Below are 15,762 nucleotides of genomic sequence, written 5' to 3'. Positions count from 1 at the left end.
CCGGCTCACTCCTCGCGCTCACGGGTGCCACCTCACCCGTTCCACGGTACGGCGGGACGCGTCCCGGGGCGGGGCCCCGGGACGCGTCGGACGCCGTCGGTCACGCGTTCCCGCCGGCCTGCTGGGCGGCCCGCGCGTTGTCCCCGGCGGCCTGGTGCGGGCGGTCCGCGCCCTTGGCCGCCTCGGCGAGGGACTTCTTGACCCCCTCGAGCAGCTCCAGCCAGCTGGCCTCGAACTTCTCCACGCCCTCCTTCTCCAGGGTGGCGATCACGTCGGCCAGGTCCACGCCGACGGACTCCAGGTCGGCGAAGACCCGCCGCGCGTCGTCGTACGCGCCGGTGATCGTGTCCGCCTGCGTCTCGCCGTGGTCGGCGTAGGCGTGGATGACCGGCTCCGGCATGGTGTTGACCGTGCCGGGCGCGATCAGCTCCTCGACGTAGATGACGTCCCGGTAGTCCGGGTTCTTCGTCGAGGTGGAGGCCCACAGCGGGCGCTGCGGGTGGGCGCCGGCGTCGGCCAGCTTCTGCCAGCGGGCGGAGGAGAACACCTCGCCGTAGCGCTCGTAGGCCAGCCGGGCGTTGGCCACCGCGGCCTTGCCGCGCAGCGCCTTCGCCTGGTCGGAGCCGATCTTCTCCAGCCGCTTGTCCACCTCGCTGTCGACCCGGGAGACGAAGAACGAGGCGACCGAGCCGATCTTCGACAGGTCGTGCCCGTTGGCCTGCGCCTGCTCCAGGCCGGCCAGGAACGCCTCCATCACCTGCGAGTAGCGGTCCAGGCCGAAGATCAGCGTGACGTTCACGCTGATCCCCTCGGCCAGCGTCTTCGTGATCGCCGGCAGGCCCTCCTCGGTCGCCGGGATCTTGATGAAGAGGTTCGGCCGGTCGACCAGCCACCACAGCGCCTTGGCCTCGGCGACGGTCTTGTCCGCGTCGTGCGCCGAGCGCGGGTCGACCTCGATCGACACCCGGCCGTCCACGCCGGCGCTGGCGTCGTACGAGGGCCGCATCACGTCGCAGGCCCACCGCACGTCGTACGTGGTGAGCATGCGGACCGCCTCCTCGACGTCCACGTCGCGGACGGCCAGGTCACGCAGCTGCCAGTCGTACTCGTCGGCGTCGCTCAGCGCCTTGGCGAAGATCGTCGGGTTGGTGGTCACGCCGGCCACGTGCTTCTCCCGGCGCAGCTTGTCCAGCCCGCCGGAGGTCAGTCGTACCCGGGAAAGATCGTCGAGCCAGATCGCCACCCCGGCGTTCTGGAGCTCGCTCAGCCTGTCCGTCATGCCGTCCACGCTCCCCTCAGTTGCCGGTCGTGAAACCGGTGATGTCGCCCACCCGGGTGAGCGCCGCGTGCGCGGCGGCCACGATCCGGTCGGGGGTGAACCCGAACTGCTCGAAGAGCACGGTGTAGGGCGCGCTGGCGCCGTAGTGCTCGATGCTCACGCACTCGCCGCTGTCGCCGACGATCGCCCGCCACGACATCGCGATGCCCGCCTCCACGCTCACCCGTGCCTTTACCCCGCGCGGCAGAACCGACTCCCGGTACGCCTCGTCCTGCGCGTAGAACCACTCCTGGCAGGGCATCGAGACGACCCGGGTGGGGGTGCCGTCGGCCTCCAGCCGCTCCCGCGCGGTGAGGCAGAGCTGCACCTCGGAGCCGGTGCCGACGAGGATCACCTGGGGCTTGCCGTTGGACGCCTCGGCCAGCACGTAGCCGCCCTTGGCGGTGCCCTCGGCGGAGCCGAACTCGCTGCGGTCGATGGTCGGCAGCGCCTGCCGGCTCAGCGCCAGCGCGGTCGGCCGGTCGGTGTGCTCCAGCGCCTGCCGCCACGCCCAGGCGGTCTCGTTGGCGTCGGCCGGGCGGACCACGTCCAGGCCGGGGATGGCCCGCAGCGCGGTCAGGTGCTCGATCGGCTGGTGCGTCGGGCCGTCCTCGCCGAGGCCGATCGAGTCGTGCGTCCAGACGTAGGTCACCGGCAGCTTCATCAGCGCGGCCAGCCGCACCGCCGGGCGCATGTAGTCGCTGAACACCAGGAACGTGCCGCCGTACGGACGGGTGCCGCCGTGCAGCGCGATGCCGTTGAGGATCGAGCCCATCGCGTGCTCGCGGATGCCGAAGTGCAGCGTGCGGCCGTACTCGTCGCCCGGGAAGTCCTTGGTGGCGTGCGCCGCCGGGACGAAGGACGGCTCGCCCTTCATGGTGGTGTTGTTGCTCTCGGCCAGGTCGGCCGAGCCGCCCCACAGCTCGGGCAGCACCGGGGCGAGTGCCTCCAGGACCTTGCCGGAGGCGGCCCGGGTGGCGACGCCCTTGGCGTCCGCCGGGAAGGTGGGCACCGCGTCGGTCCAGCCGGTCGGCAGCGTACGGGTGGCCATCCGGTCCCACAGCGCCTTGCGCTCCGGGTTGGCCTGCGCCCAGGCGTCGAACCCGGTGGTCCACTCCGCCTGCGCCTGCGCGCCGCGCTCCAGCACCTGGCGGGCGTGCTTGAGCACCTCCTCGTCGACCTCGAAGGTGCGCTGCGGGTCGAAGCCGAGGATCTCCTTGGTGGCCTTGACCTCGTCCGCGCCGAGCGCCGAGCCGTGGATCTTGCCGGTGTTCTGCTTGTTCGGCGCGGGCCAGCCGATGATCGTGCGCAGCGCGATGAACGACGGTCGGTCGGTCTCCGCCTTGGCGGCCAGCAGCGCCTGGTAGAGCGCCTCCACGTCCTCGTGGTAGTCGCCCTGGTCGGCGTCGCCGCTGCGCCAGTCGACGGTCTGCACGTGCCAGCCGTACGCCTCGTAGCGGGCCGCCACGTCCTCGCTCTTGGCGATCCGGGTGTCGTCCTCGATCGAGATCTCGTTGTCGTCGTAGATCACGCAGAGGTTGCCGAGCTGCTGGTGGCCCGCGAGCGCGCTGGCCTCGTGGGTGATGCCCTCCTCGATGTCCCCGTCGGAGGCGATGCACCAGATGTCGTGGCGGAACGGCGAGTCGGCGCGGTCCGGCTCGGGGTCGAACAGGCCCCGCTCGCGGCGCGCCGCCATGGCCATGCCGACCGCGTTGCCGAGGCCCTGGCCGAGCGGGCCGGTGGTGGTCTCCACACCGGGGGTGTGGCCGTGCTCCGGGTGGCCCGGGGTGAGCGAGCCCCACTGGCGCAGCGCCTTGAGGTCGTCCAGCGCCAGCGGGTAGCCGGAGAGGAAGAGCTGGATGTAGAGGGTCAGGCTGGAGTGCCCGGCGGAGAGCACGAACCGGTCCCGGCCGGGCCAGTTCGGGTCGGCCGGGTTGTGCCGCATGACCCGGTTGAAGAGCAGGTACGCCGCCGGGGCGAGGCTCATCGCCGTGCCCGGGTGGCCGTTGCCGGATTTCTCCACGGCGTCCATGGCCAGCACGCGGACCGTGTCGACGGCCCTGCGGTCGAGGTCGGACCAGTGGAGAGCGGGAAGCTCGGGTCGTTTGGCAGCCACGTTGATGTGCTCCTCGGCAGATGGGCGGAACCCTCACTGATGACCCTATCGAGCGTGGCTAAACGTCCGCCCGGGGATCTCGGCATGCTGTTCTCTACGGATCCGGCCCGATCGGGCGTTCAACCCCGGGTGTGACGGCCCGCACCGTTGCCGGGTCTGCGGGGCAGCCAAAACGACGACGCGTAGTGTGTGGGGCGGTGTGTGGGCCCGGACGGGTCCGGGCCGACCGACCTCCCCCGCCGATGCCGGAAGGTGGCAATCCGTGAGCATGATCACCGAGCGCCCCGTCAGCAACCCTGCCGGGCAGTCGCCGGTGGGCACGGTGGCGGAGGCGCCGGCGACCGGGCGGCGGGACGTACGGGCCGTGGTGGCCGCGTACGTGGCGCTGACCAAGCCGCGGATCGTCGAGCTGCTGCTGGTCACCACCGTGCCGGCGATGATGCTGGCGGACGGCGGGATGCCGTCGTTGTGGCTGGTGGCCGTGGTGCTGGTGGGCGGCTCGCTCGCCGCCGGCGCGGCCAGCGTGCTCAACTGCTACATCGACCGGGACATCGACCAGTTGATGCGGCGGACCAAGCGTCGGCCGCTGCCCGCGCACACCGTGTCGCCGCGCAGCGCGCTGGTCTTCGGTCTGGTGCTGGCGGCGGTCTCGGTGGCGCTGATGGCGGCGACCACCAACTGGCTGGCGGCCGGCCTGACGCTGGCCGCGATCGCCTACTACGACCTGGTCTACACGCTCTGGCTGAAGCGGACGACGGCCGCCAACACGTTCTGGGGCGGCGTCTGCGGGGCCGCGCCGGTGCTGATCGGCTGGGCCGCGGTCACCGGCTCGCTGTCCCCGGCCGCCTGGGGCCTGTTCGCGGTGGTCTTCTTCTGGCAGATGCCGCACTTCTACGCGCTGGCCATCAAGTACAAGGACGACTACGCGCGGGCCGGCATCCCGATGCTGCCGGTGGTCGCGTCGGTCCGGCGGGTCAACGCCGAGATCATCGGGTTCTCCTGGCTGACGCTGCTCTCCTCGCTGGCGGTGTGGCCGCTCGGCATGAGCCCGATCTACGGCGTGACCGCGCTGGTCGTCGGCGGGATCTTCGTGGTCGAGGCGCACAAGCTGTGCCGGCGCGCGACGCGCGGCGAGGCGGTCAAGCCGATGCGGCTGTTCCACTGGTCGACCACCTACCTCACCATCCTCTTCGCCGCCGTGGCCCTCGACGCCCTGCTCTGACCCGGCGCTTCCGGCACGTCTTCTCGTCCCGCTGGGGACACCACCCTTACCGCGTGATCACCGCACGGGTCCGGCTCTTTGACCCGGGTGGATGGTTTCCGCACGTGAGGCGGTTCATCAGAAATTTTTTCCGAGTCCACCGGACGGGGCCAACCGGGACAGAGTGTGACTATCTCGCCCGCCGGTTTTGCCCGGATATAGGCGACAAGAGTGCTCAAATTACCTGTGGTTCTCCTTAAACCAATGGGTAATTGGCATCACATTCAGTTCATCGTTCTCGCACATCCGGGTGGAACTCTGCTTAGGCTTCGCGTCATGGCAGATGGTTCCGATACGACGCTGACGGCTGACAAGACCGCGGAGCAGGCCCCCAACGGCCTGGTCGCGGGCATCAAGTCGTTCGCCGCCGGACACGGCGGCGCGAAGGCGGTCATCGAGTACGTCGGCAAGCGCGGCGCACGGATCGTCCTCGTGGGTTCCGACGGGGTGTGGGCCGACCAGTTCGCCGACGGCACGGACGTCGCGCGGCAGGCCTGCGCCAAGGCCGGAGTCGACGTCGAGAACGCCTGGGAGCGTGAGCTGATGGACCAGATGCGTCCGAGCAACGACCTCTGGCGGTCGATGGCCCGGCGCACGATGGCCCGTTGACATAACCGCATGACCGCACACCACCAGTCGACCCGGGGGAAACCCCGGGTCGCTCTCGTCACCTGTGCCGCGCTGCCCGACCTCGACCCGGACGACCGGCTCGCGCTCGCCCCGCTCGGCGCCCGCGGCGTCACCGCGGAGATCGCGGTCTGGGACGACCCGACCGTCGACTGGACCGGCTACGACCTGGTCGTCCTCCGCTCGCCGTGGGACTACGCGCTGCGCCGGGACGAGTTCGTGGCCTGGGCCCGCACCGTCCCGGCCCTGGCCAACCCGGCCGACGTGGTCGCCTGGAACACCGACAAGCGCTACCTGGCCGAGCTGTCCGCCGCCGGTGCGCCCACCGTGCCGACCGCCTGGGTGGCGCCGGGGGAGAGCTGGACGCCGCCCGCCGACGGCGAGCACGTGATCAAACCGGCAGTCAGCGCGGGCAGCCAGGACACCGGGCGCTACGACCTGACCGACCCGGAACACCGGGAGCTGGCCTCGGCGCACGTGCGGCGTCTCGGCGACGCCGGGCGGGTCGCCATGGTCCAGCCCTACCTGGACGCGGTGGACACCGCCGGCGAGACGGCGCTGCTCTTCCTGGCCGGCCCCGACGGCCTCGCGTTCAGCCACGCGATCCGCAAGGGCCCGATGTTGACCGGCCCCGACCTCGGCGAGGCCGCGCTCTACAAGGAGGAGCGGATCGACGCCCGCACCGCCACGCCGGAGCAGCGCGCGGTCGCCGAGAAGGTCCTGGCCGCCGTCCCCGGCGGCGCCGACCGGCTGCTCTACGCCCGGGTCGACCTGATCCCCGGCCCGGCCGGCACGCCCGTGCTGGTGGAGCTGGAGCTGACCGAGCCCAGCCTGTTCGTCGGCCACGCCGACGGCGCGCCGGAGCGACTCGCCGAGGCGGTCGTCGCCCACCTCGCCCGCCGACCCTGATCCGCCGCCCGAGGGCCGTCAGTCGCGGTCGGTGTGGTTCCGGTCCCACCGACCGCCGATCGGCGGCGTGTCCAACCGCAGGGCGGCCCGGGTCCCGGCGAGGTCGTTGTCCTCGACGGCGCAGGAGACGCAACTGCCCGCCTCGGTGACCCACAGCCCGTAGGTCTGGCTGTCGGCGTCCCGGTGCCAGATCCGGTTGTTCCGCACGGTGGCGGAGTCGAACGGGGCGGCGATGGTGATCCCGGCGCAGGCGGGCGGCCCGTCGGGCAGCTCGTACGCCGCGCCGGGCTCCGGGATCGCCTCGTTCCACCCGGTCATGCCGTCCGGCCGTACCTCGGCCAGGGAGAGCCGGTTGCCGGTGTTGTCGGCCACCACCGCGTCGCGGGAGTCGACCCGGACGACCTTGCCCCGGTGGCCGCCGGCCGGCCAGTCCGCCGCGCCGTCGGTGACCTCGCGCGGGCCGTAGCGCACCGCGTCGCCGGAGCCCCGATGGGCCGGCGCGGAGCGGCGGCCGTTGTCCCGGATGCGGTTGCCCACGATCGACGCGTCGAGCATCGGCCGGTCGATCCGGATCCCGTCCAGCGCGTTCTCCCGGATGTCGTTGCCCTCGATCACCACGTCCGCGGCCGCGCCCCGGTAGCCGTGGCCCAGGTCGTGCTCGTGGTAGCCGTACCCGCCGTTGTTGCTGATCCGGTTGCCCTGCACCGCGTACGGCCCGGGGGTGTTGCCCATGCTGATGCCGTCGCCGACGTTGCAGTCGATCACGTTGCCGGTGAGCAGGCCGCCGCGTCCGGCGATGCCGGCGGTGCCGTTGGCCGAGACGTCGAAGCCCGCCTCCAGGTTGTTGGTCATGGTGCAGCCGGAGACGATCAGGCCGTCCGCGCCCCAGTCCGAGATGCCGAACCGGTTGGCCTGGCTGTGGCAGCCGATGATGCGGATGCCGCGCGGCGGCTCCCAGTAGTCCTTCTGCAGCTCCAGGAAGATTCCGTTGGTGCCGTTGCCGAGCGTGGTGCAGTTGGCGATGGTGAGCCGCTCCACGTCGCCCCACCCGCCGATGCCGACGCCGATCCCGGCGCCGCCCCACTGCTGGCCGTTGTCCAGTCGGCCGCAACCCACCACGACCACCCCGTCGATCAGGCTGTCCTGGAGGAAGTCGCAGCCCAGGCCGGTGGCCCCGGTGTGGTGGATGTAGAGGTTGCGGAACACGCCACGGACGACGTACTGCAGGCCGAGGCCCTTGGCCAGGTAGTCGTACGCGGTCTGGGCCACCCCGGAACCGTCGATCTCGAAGTCGGCGAAGGTGCAGTCCGCGATGTGCCGGTCCCGGTCCGCGCCGTGCTGCACGGTGGTCCAGTAGGCGAGCGGCACCGGGGCGGCCCGGTCGCCCTCGTTGCTGAGCAGGAACCGGGTGGCCGCCGAGCCGGCGCCGATCAGGGAGACTCCGCTGCGCCAGACGGTGCCGGCGTCGCGGATCGAGTAGAGGCCCGGCGGGCAGTAGATCACCCGGGCCCGGCCGTCGGCGTCGTAGCCGGCGCCGAGGCGGTCGACCAGCGCGGCCAGGGCCGGCTGGTCGTTGGTCACCCCGTCGCCGGTGAGCCCGAACTCGCGGGCGTCGCACCACAGCGGGGCGCCGGCCACCGGGGTCATCCGCTGCGGGGTGGTCGTGGCAAGGCCCTTGCGCGACACCGGGAGCTCCCCTCGGGCGTACGGTCCGTGGTCCGGACCGCTTTCCCGCTCCCGCCGGGCGGTAACGCCCGGGTCAGGCCGCGGCGCCCACCGGTTCGGCGACGGGCGCGGCCGGGGCCGGCGGGCTGACCGGCTGGCGCTCCCGGGTGGCCCAGAGCACGCCCAGCGTGGCCAGCAGCACCAGGCAGGACCCGAGCATGTGGGCCGCGACGAGCACGGCGGGCAGGTGGGTGAAGTACTGGACGAAGCCGATCAGGCCCTGACCCAGCTCGACCGCGAGGAGCACCCCGGCGGCCCGCGCGGCGCGCGACGCGCCGACCGCCCGGAACGCGAAGAACAACGCCACGGACAGGCCGATCAGCAGGAACACGCCGTCGGCGTGCACCTGGGAGATCGACTCCGGGTCCAGGCCGTTGCGGGCCGCGCCCTGGTCGCCGGCGTGCGGGCCGCTGCCGGTCACCCAGGTGCCGACCACCAGCACCGAGGCACTCACCACCGTGGTGATCCGGGCGAGGGTACGCAGCGGCGTCGGCACGGTCGGGGTGACCGGCCCGTCCGGCTCGCCGGTGCGCCGCCAGAGTGCGTACGCGGCGGCGATCACCACCATCGAGGCGAGGAAGTGCAGCCCGACCACCCACGGGTTGAGGTTGGTGAGCACGGTGACGCCGCCGATGACGGCCTGCGCCGGGATGCCGAACAGCACGCCGACCGCCAGCGGCAGCAGCCCGCGACGGCGGGGCACCTGGGCCAGCACGGCCAGCACCACGGCCAGCGCGATGATCCCGACGGCGAAGGTGAGCAGCCGGTTGCCGAACTCGATCACCCCGTGCACGCCCATCTCCGACGTGGTGGTGTACGACTCGTCGGTGCACCGGGGCCAGGTGGGGCAGCCGAGGCCGGACGCGGTGAGTCGGACGGCCCCGCCGGTGACCACGATCGCGACGTTCGCGATGATCGAGGCGAACGCGAGGCGGCGCAGCAGCGTGGGGGAGACCGGGAACCGGACGGAACGCTTCACGGAGCGAATCCTACGCACCGTAGTTGATCCCGATCGGGTGACTCCGCCGACCCGGTGGTCGGAATCACCGGACCCCGGGTTTGCGGGGCTCCGACGAATTACGTAACGTTGCCGTTGTGAAAAACGCGGCAGCGCTGTCCGGAGAGCCGGTGACCAGTTCGGTCACCAGCGCGACGGCGTCCGCCGACCTGTCGACGCGGGATCGGGTGACCCAGCTCCTGCTGGAGCGGGGCGCCACCACGGCCGCGCAGCTCGGCTCCGCGCTGGGCCTGAGCCCGGCCGCGATCCGCCGGCACCTCGACGCCATGCTCGCCGACGGTGACGTCGTCGCCCGTGAGCAGACCGTGCGGGGCAGCCGGGGGCGGGGCCGGCCGGCCAAGGTGTTCGTGCTGACCGACGCGGCCCGGGTGCGCTGCGGCACCCACCACTACGACAACATGGCCACCGCGGCGCTGCGGTGGATCGCCCGCACCGGCGGCGCCGAGGCCGTCGCGGCGTTCGCGGCCGAGCAGGTCGCCGCGCTGGAGGCCCGCTGCCGGGCGGCCGTGGAGGACGCCGACGGCGACGCCCCGCTCGCGCGGGCCGAGGCGCTCGCCGAGGCGCTCACCGCCGAGGGCTACGCTGCGAACGCGTCCACGATCGCGTCCGGCGGCCAGCTCTGCCAGCACCACTGCCCGGTGGCGCACGTGGCCGCCGAGTTTCCCCAGCTGTGCGAGGCCGAGACCGCGGTGATCTCCCGTCTGGTCGGCACCCACGTGCAGCGCCTGGCCACCATCGCGCACGGCGACGGCGTGTGCACCACGCACATTCCCGCCCAGTCCGGTTCCACCGTCACCACTGTGAGGACAGATAGATGACCGAGCAGATCGTCCAGCCCCTGACCCAGGAGGAGCAGCTCGCTGCCCTCGGTCGTTACGAGTACGGCTGGGCCGACCCCGACGTCGCCGGGGCGTCCGCCCAGCGCGGCCTCAACGAGGCGGTGGTCCGGGACATCTCGGCCAAGAAGAACGAGCCGGCCTGGATGCTCGACCTGCGCCTGAAGGGCCTGCGGCTGTTCGACCGCAAGCCGATGCCGGCCTGGGGCGCCGACCTCACCGGGATCGACTTCGACAACATCAAGTACTTCGTCCGGTCCACCGAGAAGCAGGCCACCAGCTGGGAGGACCTGCCGGAGGACATCAAGAACACCTACGACCGGCTGGGCATCCCGGAGGCGGAGAAGCAGCGGCTGGTCGCCGGCGTCGCGGCGCAGTACGAGTCCGAGGTGGTCTACCACAAGATCCGTGAGGACCTCGAGGAGCAGGGCGTCGTCTTCCTCGACACCGACACCGCGCTGCGCGAGCACGAGGACATCTTCAAGGAGTACTTCGGCACGGTCATCCCGGTCGGCGACAACAAGTTCGCCGCGCTGAACACCTCCGTCTGGTCCGGCGGCTCGTTCATCTACGTGCCGAAGGGCGTGCACGTGGAGATCCCGCTGCAGGCCTACTTCCGGATCAACACGGAGAACATGGGCCAGTTCGAGCGGACCCTGATCATCGTCGACGAGGGCGCGTACGTGCACTACGTCGAGGGTTGCACCGCGCCGCTCTACTCCTCCGACTCGCTGCACAGCGCGGTCGTGGAGATCATCGTGAAGAAGAACGCGCGCTGCCGCTACACGACCATCCAGAACTGGTCGAACAACGTCTACAACCTGGTCACCAAGCGCGCCGTGTGCCACGAGGGCGCGACCATGGAGTGGGTCGACGGCAACATCGGCTCCAAGGTCACCATGAAGTACCCGGCGGTCTACATGACCGGCGAGCACGCCAAGGGCGAGGTGCTCTCGGTGGCCATGGCCGGCGAGGGCCAGCACCAGGACGCCGGCGCCAAGATGGTGCACGCCGCGCCGCACACCTCCTCGACCATCGTGTCGAAGTCGATCGCCCGGGGCGGCGGCCGCACCTCCTACCGGGGCCTGGTGCAGGTGCTGGAGGGTTCGACCAGCAGCAGGAGCACGGTCAAGTGCGACGCGCTCCTGGTCGACACCATCTCCCGCTCCGACACCTACCCGTACGTCGACATCCGTGAGGACGACGTGTCGATGGGGCACGAGGCGACCGTCTCCAAGGTCAGCGACGACCAGCTCTTCTACCTGATGAGCCGGGGCCTGAGCGAGGACGAGGCGATGGCGATGATCGTGCGCGGCTTCATCGAGCCGATCGCCAAGGAGCTCCCGATGGAATACGCGCTGGAGCTCAACCGCCTGATCGAGCTGCAGATGGAAGGTGCGGTCGGCTGACCGCGGCCCTCCGCATCCACTGACACCGTCGTCGCAGAACAGACCAAGGAAGAGATGACTACCCAGGCTTCCGCGCCGCCCACGACCAAGTCGCAGGCGCTCCGCTCGTACGACGTCGCCGACTTCCCGGCCCTGACCGGCCTGGAGGAGGAGTGGCGCTTCACCCCGCTCAAGCGCCTGCGTGGGCTGGCCTCGTCGGCCCAGGTCGCCACCGGCGCGGTCCGGCACGAGCACGGTGACCTGCCCGAGGGCGTCACCGTCGACCGGATCGGCCGGGACGACCCGCGGGTGGGCAGCGTGCTCACCCCGTTCGACCGGGTCAGCGCGCTGGCGTACGGCGGGGCCGACGGCGCGCTGCTGGTGCAGGTCGCCCGGGACGCCGTGGTGGCGGAGCCGGTGCGCCTGCGGGTGGTCGGCGAGACCGCCGAGGCGCTCGCGTTCGGCCACACGTTCCTCGAGGTGGGCCGCTTCGCCGAGGTGACCGTGGTGCTGGAGCAGGTCGGCTCGGCCACGCTCGCCGACAACGTCGAGGTGACCGTGGCGGACGGGGCGAAGCTGACCCTGGTCACGGTCGCCGACTGGGCCGACGACGCGGTCCAGGCCCAGCACCTCAGGGTCAAGCTGGGTCGCGACGCCAAGATCGTGCACGTGCAGGTCAGCCTCGGCGGCGACCTGGTCCGGCAGTACACCTCGGTGGAGTACACGCAGCGCGGCGGCGAGGCCGAGCTGTACGGCCTCTACTTCGCCGACTCGGGCCAGCACCTGGAGCACCGGCAGCTGGTCGACCACACCGTGCCGGACTGCCGCAGCAACGTCGGCTACCGCGGCGCGCTGCAGGGCGACGACGCGCACACCGTCTGGGTGGGCGACGTGCTGATCCGGGCCGAGGCGACCGGCACCGACACGTACGAGATCAACCGGAACCTGCTGCTCAGCGACGGCGCCCGGGCCGACTCCGTGCCCAACCTGGAGATCGAGACCGGCGAGATCGCCGGCGCCGGGCACGCCAGCGCGACCGGCCGGTTCGACGACGAGCAGCTGTTCTACCTGATGGCCCGGGGCATCCCGGAGGCCGAGGCCCGGCGCCTGGTGGTGCGTGGCTTCTTCGCCGAGATGATCAACAAGATCCCGGTCGAGGACCTGCGCGAGCGGCTCGGCGACGCGATCGAGGCGCGCCTGGCGAAGGCCGGGGCCTGATGATCAGGATCTGTTCGACCGAGGACGTGCCGAAGGGCACCGCGATCAGCGCCGACGTGGACGGCGTGCAGATCGCGGTCGTGCACGGCGAGGACGACGCGTTCTACGCCGTGCGCGACGAGTGCTCGCACGCCGCCGTCGCGCTCTCCGAGGGCGAGGTCGAGGGCTGCACGCTGGAATGCTGGCTGCACGGATCCCGTTTCGACCTGCGTACCGGTGAGCCCACCGGGCTGCCCGCGACCGAACCCGTACCCGTCTACCCCGTCGAAGTCCGCGACGGCGAGATCTACGTCAGCATGACGCCGAGCAATGGAGTGACCCGATGAGCACCCTGGAGATCCGCGACCTGAAGGTGTCGGTCAAGCTGCCCGAGGGTGAGCTCAAGCCGATCCTGCACGGGGTCGACCTGACCGTGCGCTCCGGCGAGACGCACGCCATCATGGGCCCGAACGGCTCCGGCAAGTCGACGCTCGCCTACTCGATCGCCGGCCACCCGAAGTACGAGATCACCGGCGGCGAGGTCACCCTCGACGGCTCCGACGTGCTCTCCATGTCCGTCGACGAGCGCGCCCGCGCCGGCCTCTTCCTGGCCATGCAGTACCCGGTCGAGGTCCCCGGCGTGTCGGTGGCCAACTTCCTGCGTACCGCCAAGACCGCCATCGACGGCGAGGCGCCGAAGCTGCGCACCTGGGCCGGCGAGCTGCGCGGCGCCATGGAGAAGCTCCAGATGGACCCGGCGTTCGCCCAGCGCAACGTCAACGAGGGCTTCTCCGGCGGCGAGAAGAAGCGGCACGAGATCGTGCAGCTGGAGCTGCTCAAGCCGAAGATCGCCATCCTGGACGAGACCGACTCCGGTCTCGACGTGGACGCGCTGCGCGTGGTCAGCGAGGGCGTGAACCGGGTCCGCGACACCGGCGACACGGGGATGCTGCTGATCACCCACTACACCCGGATCCTGCGCTACATCAAGCCGGACTTCGTGCACGTCTTCGTGGCCGGCCGGATCGTCGAGCAGGGCGGCCGTGAGCTGGCCGACAAGCTCGAGGAAGAGGGCTACGAGCGGTACGTCGCCGGGGCCGGCGCGGCGCGGGCCTGACCTGACATGACCTCGATCGCGATCCCGGCGGGCATGCCGCAGTACGACGACGTGCCCCGCTTCGACGTGGCGACGGTGCGGGCCGACTTCCCGATCCTGGACCGGGAGGTCAACGGCCACCCGCTGGTCTACCTGGACAGCGCGAACACCTCGCACAAGCCGCGGCAGGTGCTGGACGTGCTCGCCGAGCACTACGCGAGGCACAACGCCAACGTGTCGCGCTCGGTGCACACGCTGGGCACCGAGGCGACCGACGCGTACGAGGGCGCGCGGGCGAAGATCGCCGCGTTCATCAACGCCCCCAGCGTCGACGAGGTGGTGTTCACCAAGAACTCCACCGAGGCGATCAACCTGGTGGCGTACGCGTTCTCCAACGCCTCGCTGCGCGCGGACGCCGACCCCCGGTTCCGGCTGGGGCCCGGCGACGAGATCGTGATCTCCGAGATGGAGCACCACTCGAACATCGTCCCGTGGCAGCTGCTCGCGGAGCGCACCGGCGCGACGCTGCGCTGGTTCCCGGTCACCGACCACGGCCGGCTCGACGAGTCCGGCCTGGACGACCTGGTCACCGAGCGGACGAAGATCGTCTCGCTGGTGCACATGTCGAACATCCTCGGCACCGTCAACGCCACCTCGCGGATCACCGCGCGGGTCCGCGAGGTCGGCGCGCTGCTGCTGCTCGACTGCTCGCAGTCGGCGCCGCACCTGCCGATGGACGTGGTCGACTTCGACGCCGACTTCATCGTCTTCACCGGGCACAAGATGTGCGGCCCGACCGGCATCGGCGTGCTCTGGGGCCGGGGCGAGCTGCTCGCCGCGATGCCCCCGGTGATGGGCGGCGGCTCGATGATCGAGACGGTGACGATGGCCGGCTCGACGTTCGCCGCGCCGCCGGCCCGGTTCGAGGCGGGCACCCCGCCGATCGCCGAGGCGGTCGCGCTGGGCGCGGCGGTGGACTACCTCACCGGCATCGGCATGCCGGCCATCCAGTGGCACGAGAAGGAGCTGACGGCGTACGCGCTGGACGCCCTCGCCACCGTGCCGGGGCTGCGGATCTTCGGCCCGACCGTGCCGGTCGGCCGGGGCGGGACGATCTCCTTCGCCCTCGGTGACGTGCACCCGCACGACGTCGGGCAGGTGCTCGACTCGCTCGGTGTGCAGGTGCGGGTGGGGCACCACTGCGCCAAGCCGGTGTGCGCCCGCTTCGGGGTGCCGGCGATGACGCGGGCGTCCTTCTACCTCTACACCACCACGGCGGAGATCGACGCCCTGGTGGCGGGCCTGGACAAGGTGCGGAAGGTCTTCAACTGATGCAGCTTGAGTCGCTCTACCAGGAGATCATCCTGGACCACTACAAGCATCCGCACGGCCGTGGCCTGCGGGAGGCGGACCCGGCGGCCCAGGTCGGCGAGGCGCACCACGTCAACCCGACCTGCGGTGACGAGATCACCGTGCGGGTGGCGACCGACGGCAGCGTGTTCACCGACATCTCGTACGACGGGATGGGCTGCTCGATCAGCCAGGCGTCGGCGAGCATCCTGCACGAGTTGCTGCGCGGCCGGGCCGCACAGGACGCCGCCGTGGTGCACGAGGCGTTCGTCGAGTTGATGTCCGGGCGTGGCCAGGTCACGCCGGACGAGGACGTGCTCGGAGACGGGGTGGCGTTCGCGGGTGTCGCGCGCTACCCGGCCCGGGTCAAGTGCGCGCTGCTGTCGTGGATGGCGTTCAAGGACGCCGCGGCACGCGCCGGGGTGGGCGTGAGCCCGGAGGTGAAGGCATGAGCGACGAGAACATGACCCCCGAGGCCGGCGCGGTGGCGACGGACGGCACTGCCGTCAACGGGGCTGTTGCCGACGGTGCGGCCGCGGGTGCGGCGGCGCCGGCCGGCGGCAAGGCCGCGATCGGTGACATCGAGGAGGCGATGAAGGACGTCGTCGACCCCGAGCTGGGCATCAACGTGGTCGACCTGGGCCTGGTGTACGGCGTGCACGTGGACGACGAGAACGTCGCCACGCTGGACATGACGCTGACCTCGGCGGCCTGCCCGCTGACCGACGTGATCGAGGACCAGGCCCGGCAGGCGCTGACCACCGGTCCCGGCGGCGGCCTGGTCAACGACATCCGGATCAACTGGGTCTGGCTGCCGCCGTGGGGCCCCGACAAGATCACCGACGAGGGGCGCGACCAGCTCCGCTCCCTCGGCTTCAACGTCTGACCGCTCCACGGTCACGGTTCCGGGCGCGTCACCCC

Annotated in this window: 15 protein-coding genes; 11 read left to right on the top strand and 4 right to left on the bottom strand. The window is 71.4% G+C overall.

Translation table 11 applies throughout. The features are described 5' to 3' along the window. Positions 1–100 precede the first annotated feature (100 nt). Positions 101–1,279 carry a transaldolase gene (gene tal / locus ACN27B_RS31100; RefSeq protein WP_099165013.1) on the bottom strand — a complete coding sequence of 393 codons (1,179 nt, stop codon included), beginning with the start codon at positions 1,277–1,279 and terminating at the stop codon, positions 101–103. Between the two features lie 16 nt (positions 1,280–1,295). Continuing rightward, the gene (gene tkt / locus ACN27B_RS31095) at positions 1,296–3,434 is read right to left on the bottom strand and encodes a transketolase (RefSeq protein WP_099164389.1); all 2,139 of its coding nucleotides are present in this window, start codon (positions 3,432–3,434) and stop codon (positions 1,296–1,298) included. 262 nt (positions 3,435–3,696) lie between these two features. On the opposite strand from tkt, the gene ACN27B_RS31090 reads away from it, so the two are divergent. The 3 genes from ACN27B_RS31090 to ACN27B_RS31080 all read left to right on the top strand — a co-directional run bounded on the left by ACN27B_RS31090 (position 3,697) and on the right by ACN27B_RS31080 (position 6,231). Beyond that, positions 3,697–4,656, top strand: coding sequence for a heme o synthase (locus ACN27B_RS31090; protein WP_091573408.1), 960 nt, complete (start codon positions 3,697–3,699; stop codon positions 4,654–4,656). Positions 4,657–4,971: 315 nt separating this feature from the next. Continuing rightward, the gene (locus tag ACN27B_RS31085) at positions 4,972–5,304 is read left to right on the top strand and encodes a hypothetical protein (protein ID WP_013287454.1); all 333 of its coding nucleotides are present in this window, start codon (positions 4,972–4,974) and stop codon (positions 5,302–5,304) included. Between the two features lie 9 nt (positions 5,305–5,313). Beyond that, positions 5,314–6,231: an ATP-grasp domain-containing protein gene (locus ACN27B_RS31080; protein WP_422742892.1), complete on the top strand. Its 918-nt coding sequence runs from the start codon at positions 5,314–5,316 to the stop codon at positions 6,229–6,231. Positions 6,232–6,249: 18 nt separating this feature from the next. Here the strand turns inward: ACN27B_RS31080 and ACN27B_RS31075 are convergent, their stop codons facing one another. Both ACN27B_RS31075 and ACN27B_RS31070 read right to left on the bottom strand, forming a co-directional pair. Beyond that, entirely contained in the window at positions 6,250–7,917 is a 1,668-nt protein-coding gene (locus ACN27B_RS31075) for a right-handed parallel beta-helix repeat-containing protein (protein WP_099164391.1), read from the bottom strand. Between the two features lie 73 nt (positions 7,918–7,990). Next, positions 7,991–8,953 carry a COX15/CtaA family protein gene (locus ACN27B_RS31070; RefSeq protein ID WP_172967962.1) on the bottom strand — a complete coding sequence of 321 codons (963 nt, stop codon included), beginning with the start codon at positions 8,951–8,953 and terminating at the stop codon, positions 7,991–7,993. Positions 8,954–9,051: 98 nt separating this feature from the next. Here ACN27B_RS31070 and ACN27B_RS31065 point away from each other — a divergent pair, with 98 nt between their 5' ends. From ACN27B_RS31065 to ACN27B_RS31030, 8 genes are read left to right on the top strand one after another with little or no spacing between them, the layout of a single operon-like run. Further along, positions 9,052–9,792 (top strand): helix-turn-helix transcriptional regulator, encoded by a 741-nt coding sequence (locus ACN27B_RS31065; RefSeq protein WP_371682254.1) that lies wholly within the window; start codon positions 9,052–9,054, stop codon positions 9,790–9,792. After that, on the top strand, positions 9,789–11,219 hold the full coding sequence (gene sufB / locus ACN27B_RS31060) for a Fe-S cluster assembly protein SufB (RefSeq protein WP_091573412.1): 1,431 nt from the start codon (positions 9,789–9,791) through the stop codon (positions 11,217–11,219). Before ACN27B_RS31065 ends, sufB begins: the two co-directional genes overlap by 4 nt. 54 nt (positions 11,220–11,273) lie before the next feature. Then, on the top strand, positions 11,274–12,416 hold the full coding sequence (gene sufD / locus ACN27B_RS31055; protein WP_091573413.1) for a Fe-S cluster assembly protein SufD: 1,143 nt from the start codon (positions 11,274–11,276) through the stop codon (positions 12,414–12,416). Further along, positions 12,416–12,742 (top strand): non-heme iron oxygenase ferredoxin subunit, encoded by a 327-nt coding sequence (locus ACN27B_RS31050; protein WP_091573414.1) that lies wholly within the window; start codon positions 12,416–12,418, stop codon positions 12,740–12,742. Before sufD ends, ACN27B_RS31050 begins: the two co-directional genes overlap by 1 nt. Next, positions 12,739–13,512 carry a Fe-S cluster assembly ATPase SufC gene (gene sufC, locus ACN27B_RS31045; protein WP_091573415.1) on the top strand — a complete coding sequence of 258 codons (774 nt, stop codon included), beginning with the start codon at positions 12,739–12,741 and terminating at the stop codon, positions 13,510–13,512. Before ACN27B_RS31050 ends, sufC begins: the two co-directional genes overlap by 4 nt. A 6-nt stretch (positions 13,513–13,518) precedes the next feature. Then, entirely contained in the window at positions 13,519–14,823 is a 1,305-nt protein-coding gene (locus ACN27B_RS31040; protein ID WP_422742888.1) for a cysteine desulfurase, read from the top strand. Continuing rightward, positions 14,823–15,293 carry a Fe-S cluster assembly sulfur transfer protein SufU gene (gene sufU / locus ACN27B_RS31035; protein ID WP_091577238.1) on the top strand — a complete coding sequence of 157 codons (471 nt, stop codon included), beginning with the start codon at positions 14,823–14,825 and terminating at the stop codon, positions 15,291–15,293. Before ACN27B_RS31040 ends, sufU begins: the two co-directional genes overlap by 1 nt. Beyond that, a complete protein-coding gene (locus tag ACN27B_RS31030; RefSeq protein ID WP_172967963.1) occupies positions 15,290–15,727 on the top strand; it encodes a metal-sulfur cluster assembly factor in 438 nt (145 codons plus the stop codon). Before sufU ends, ACN27B_RS31030 begins: the two co-directional genes overlap by 4 nt. Positions 15,728–15,762 lie beyond the last annotated feature (35 nt).

The sequence above is a fragment of the Micromonospora sp. WMMD754 genome, from assembly GCF_049315235.1.
GTDB classification, from domain to species: Bacteria; Actinomycetota; Actinomycetes; order Mycobacteriales; family Micromonosporaceae; genus Micromonospora; species Micromonospora sediminicola.
This window is presented reverse-complemented; position numbering and strand designations above follow the sequence as displayed.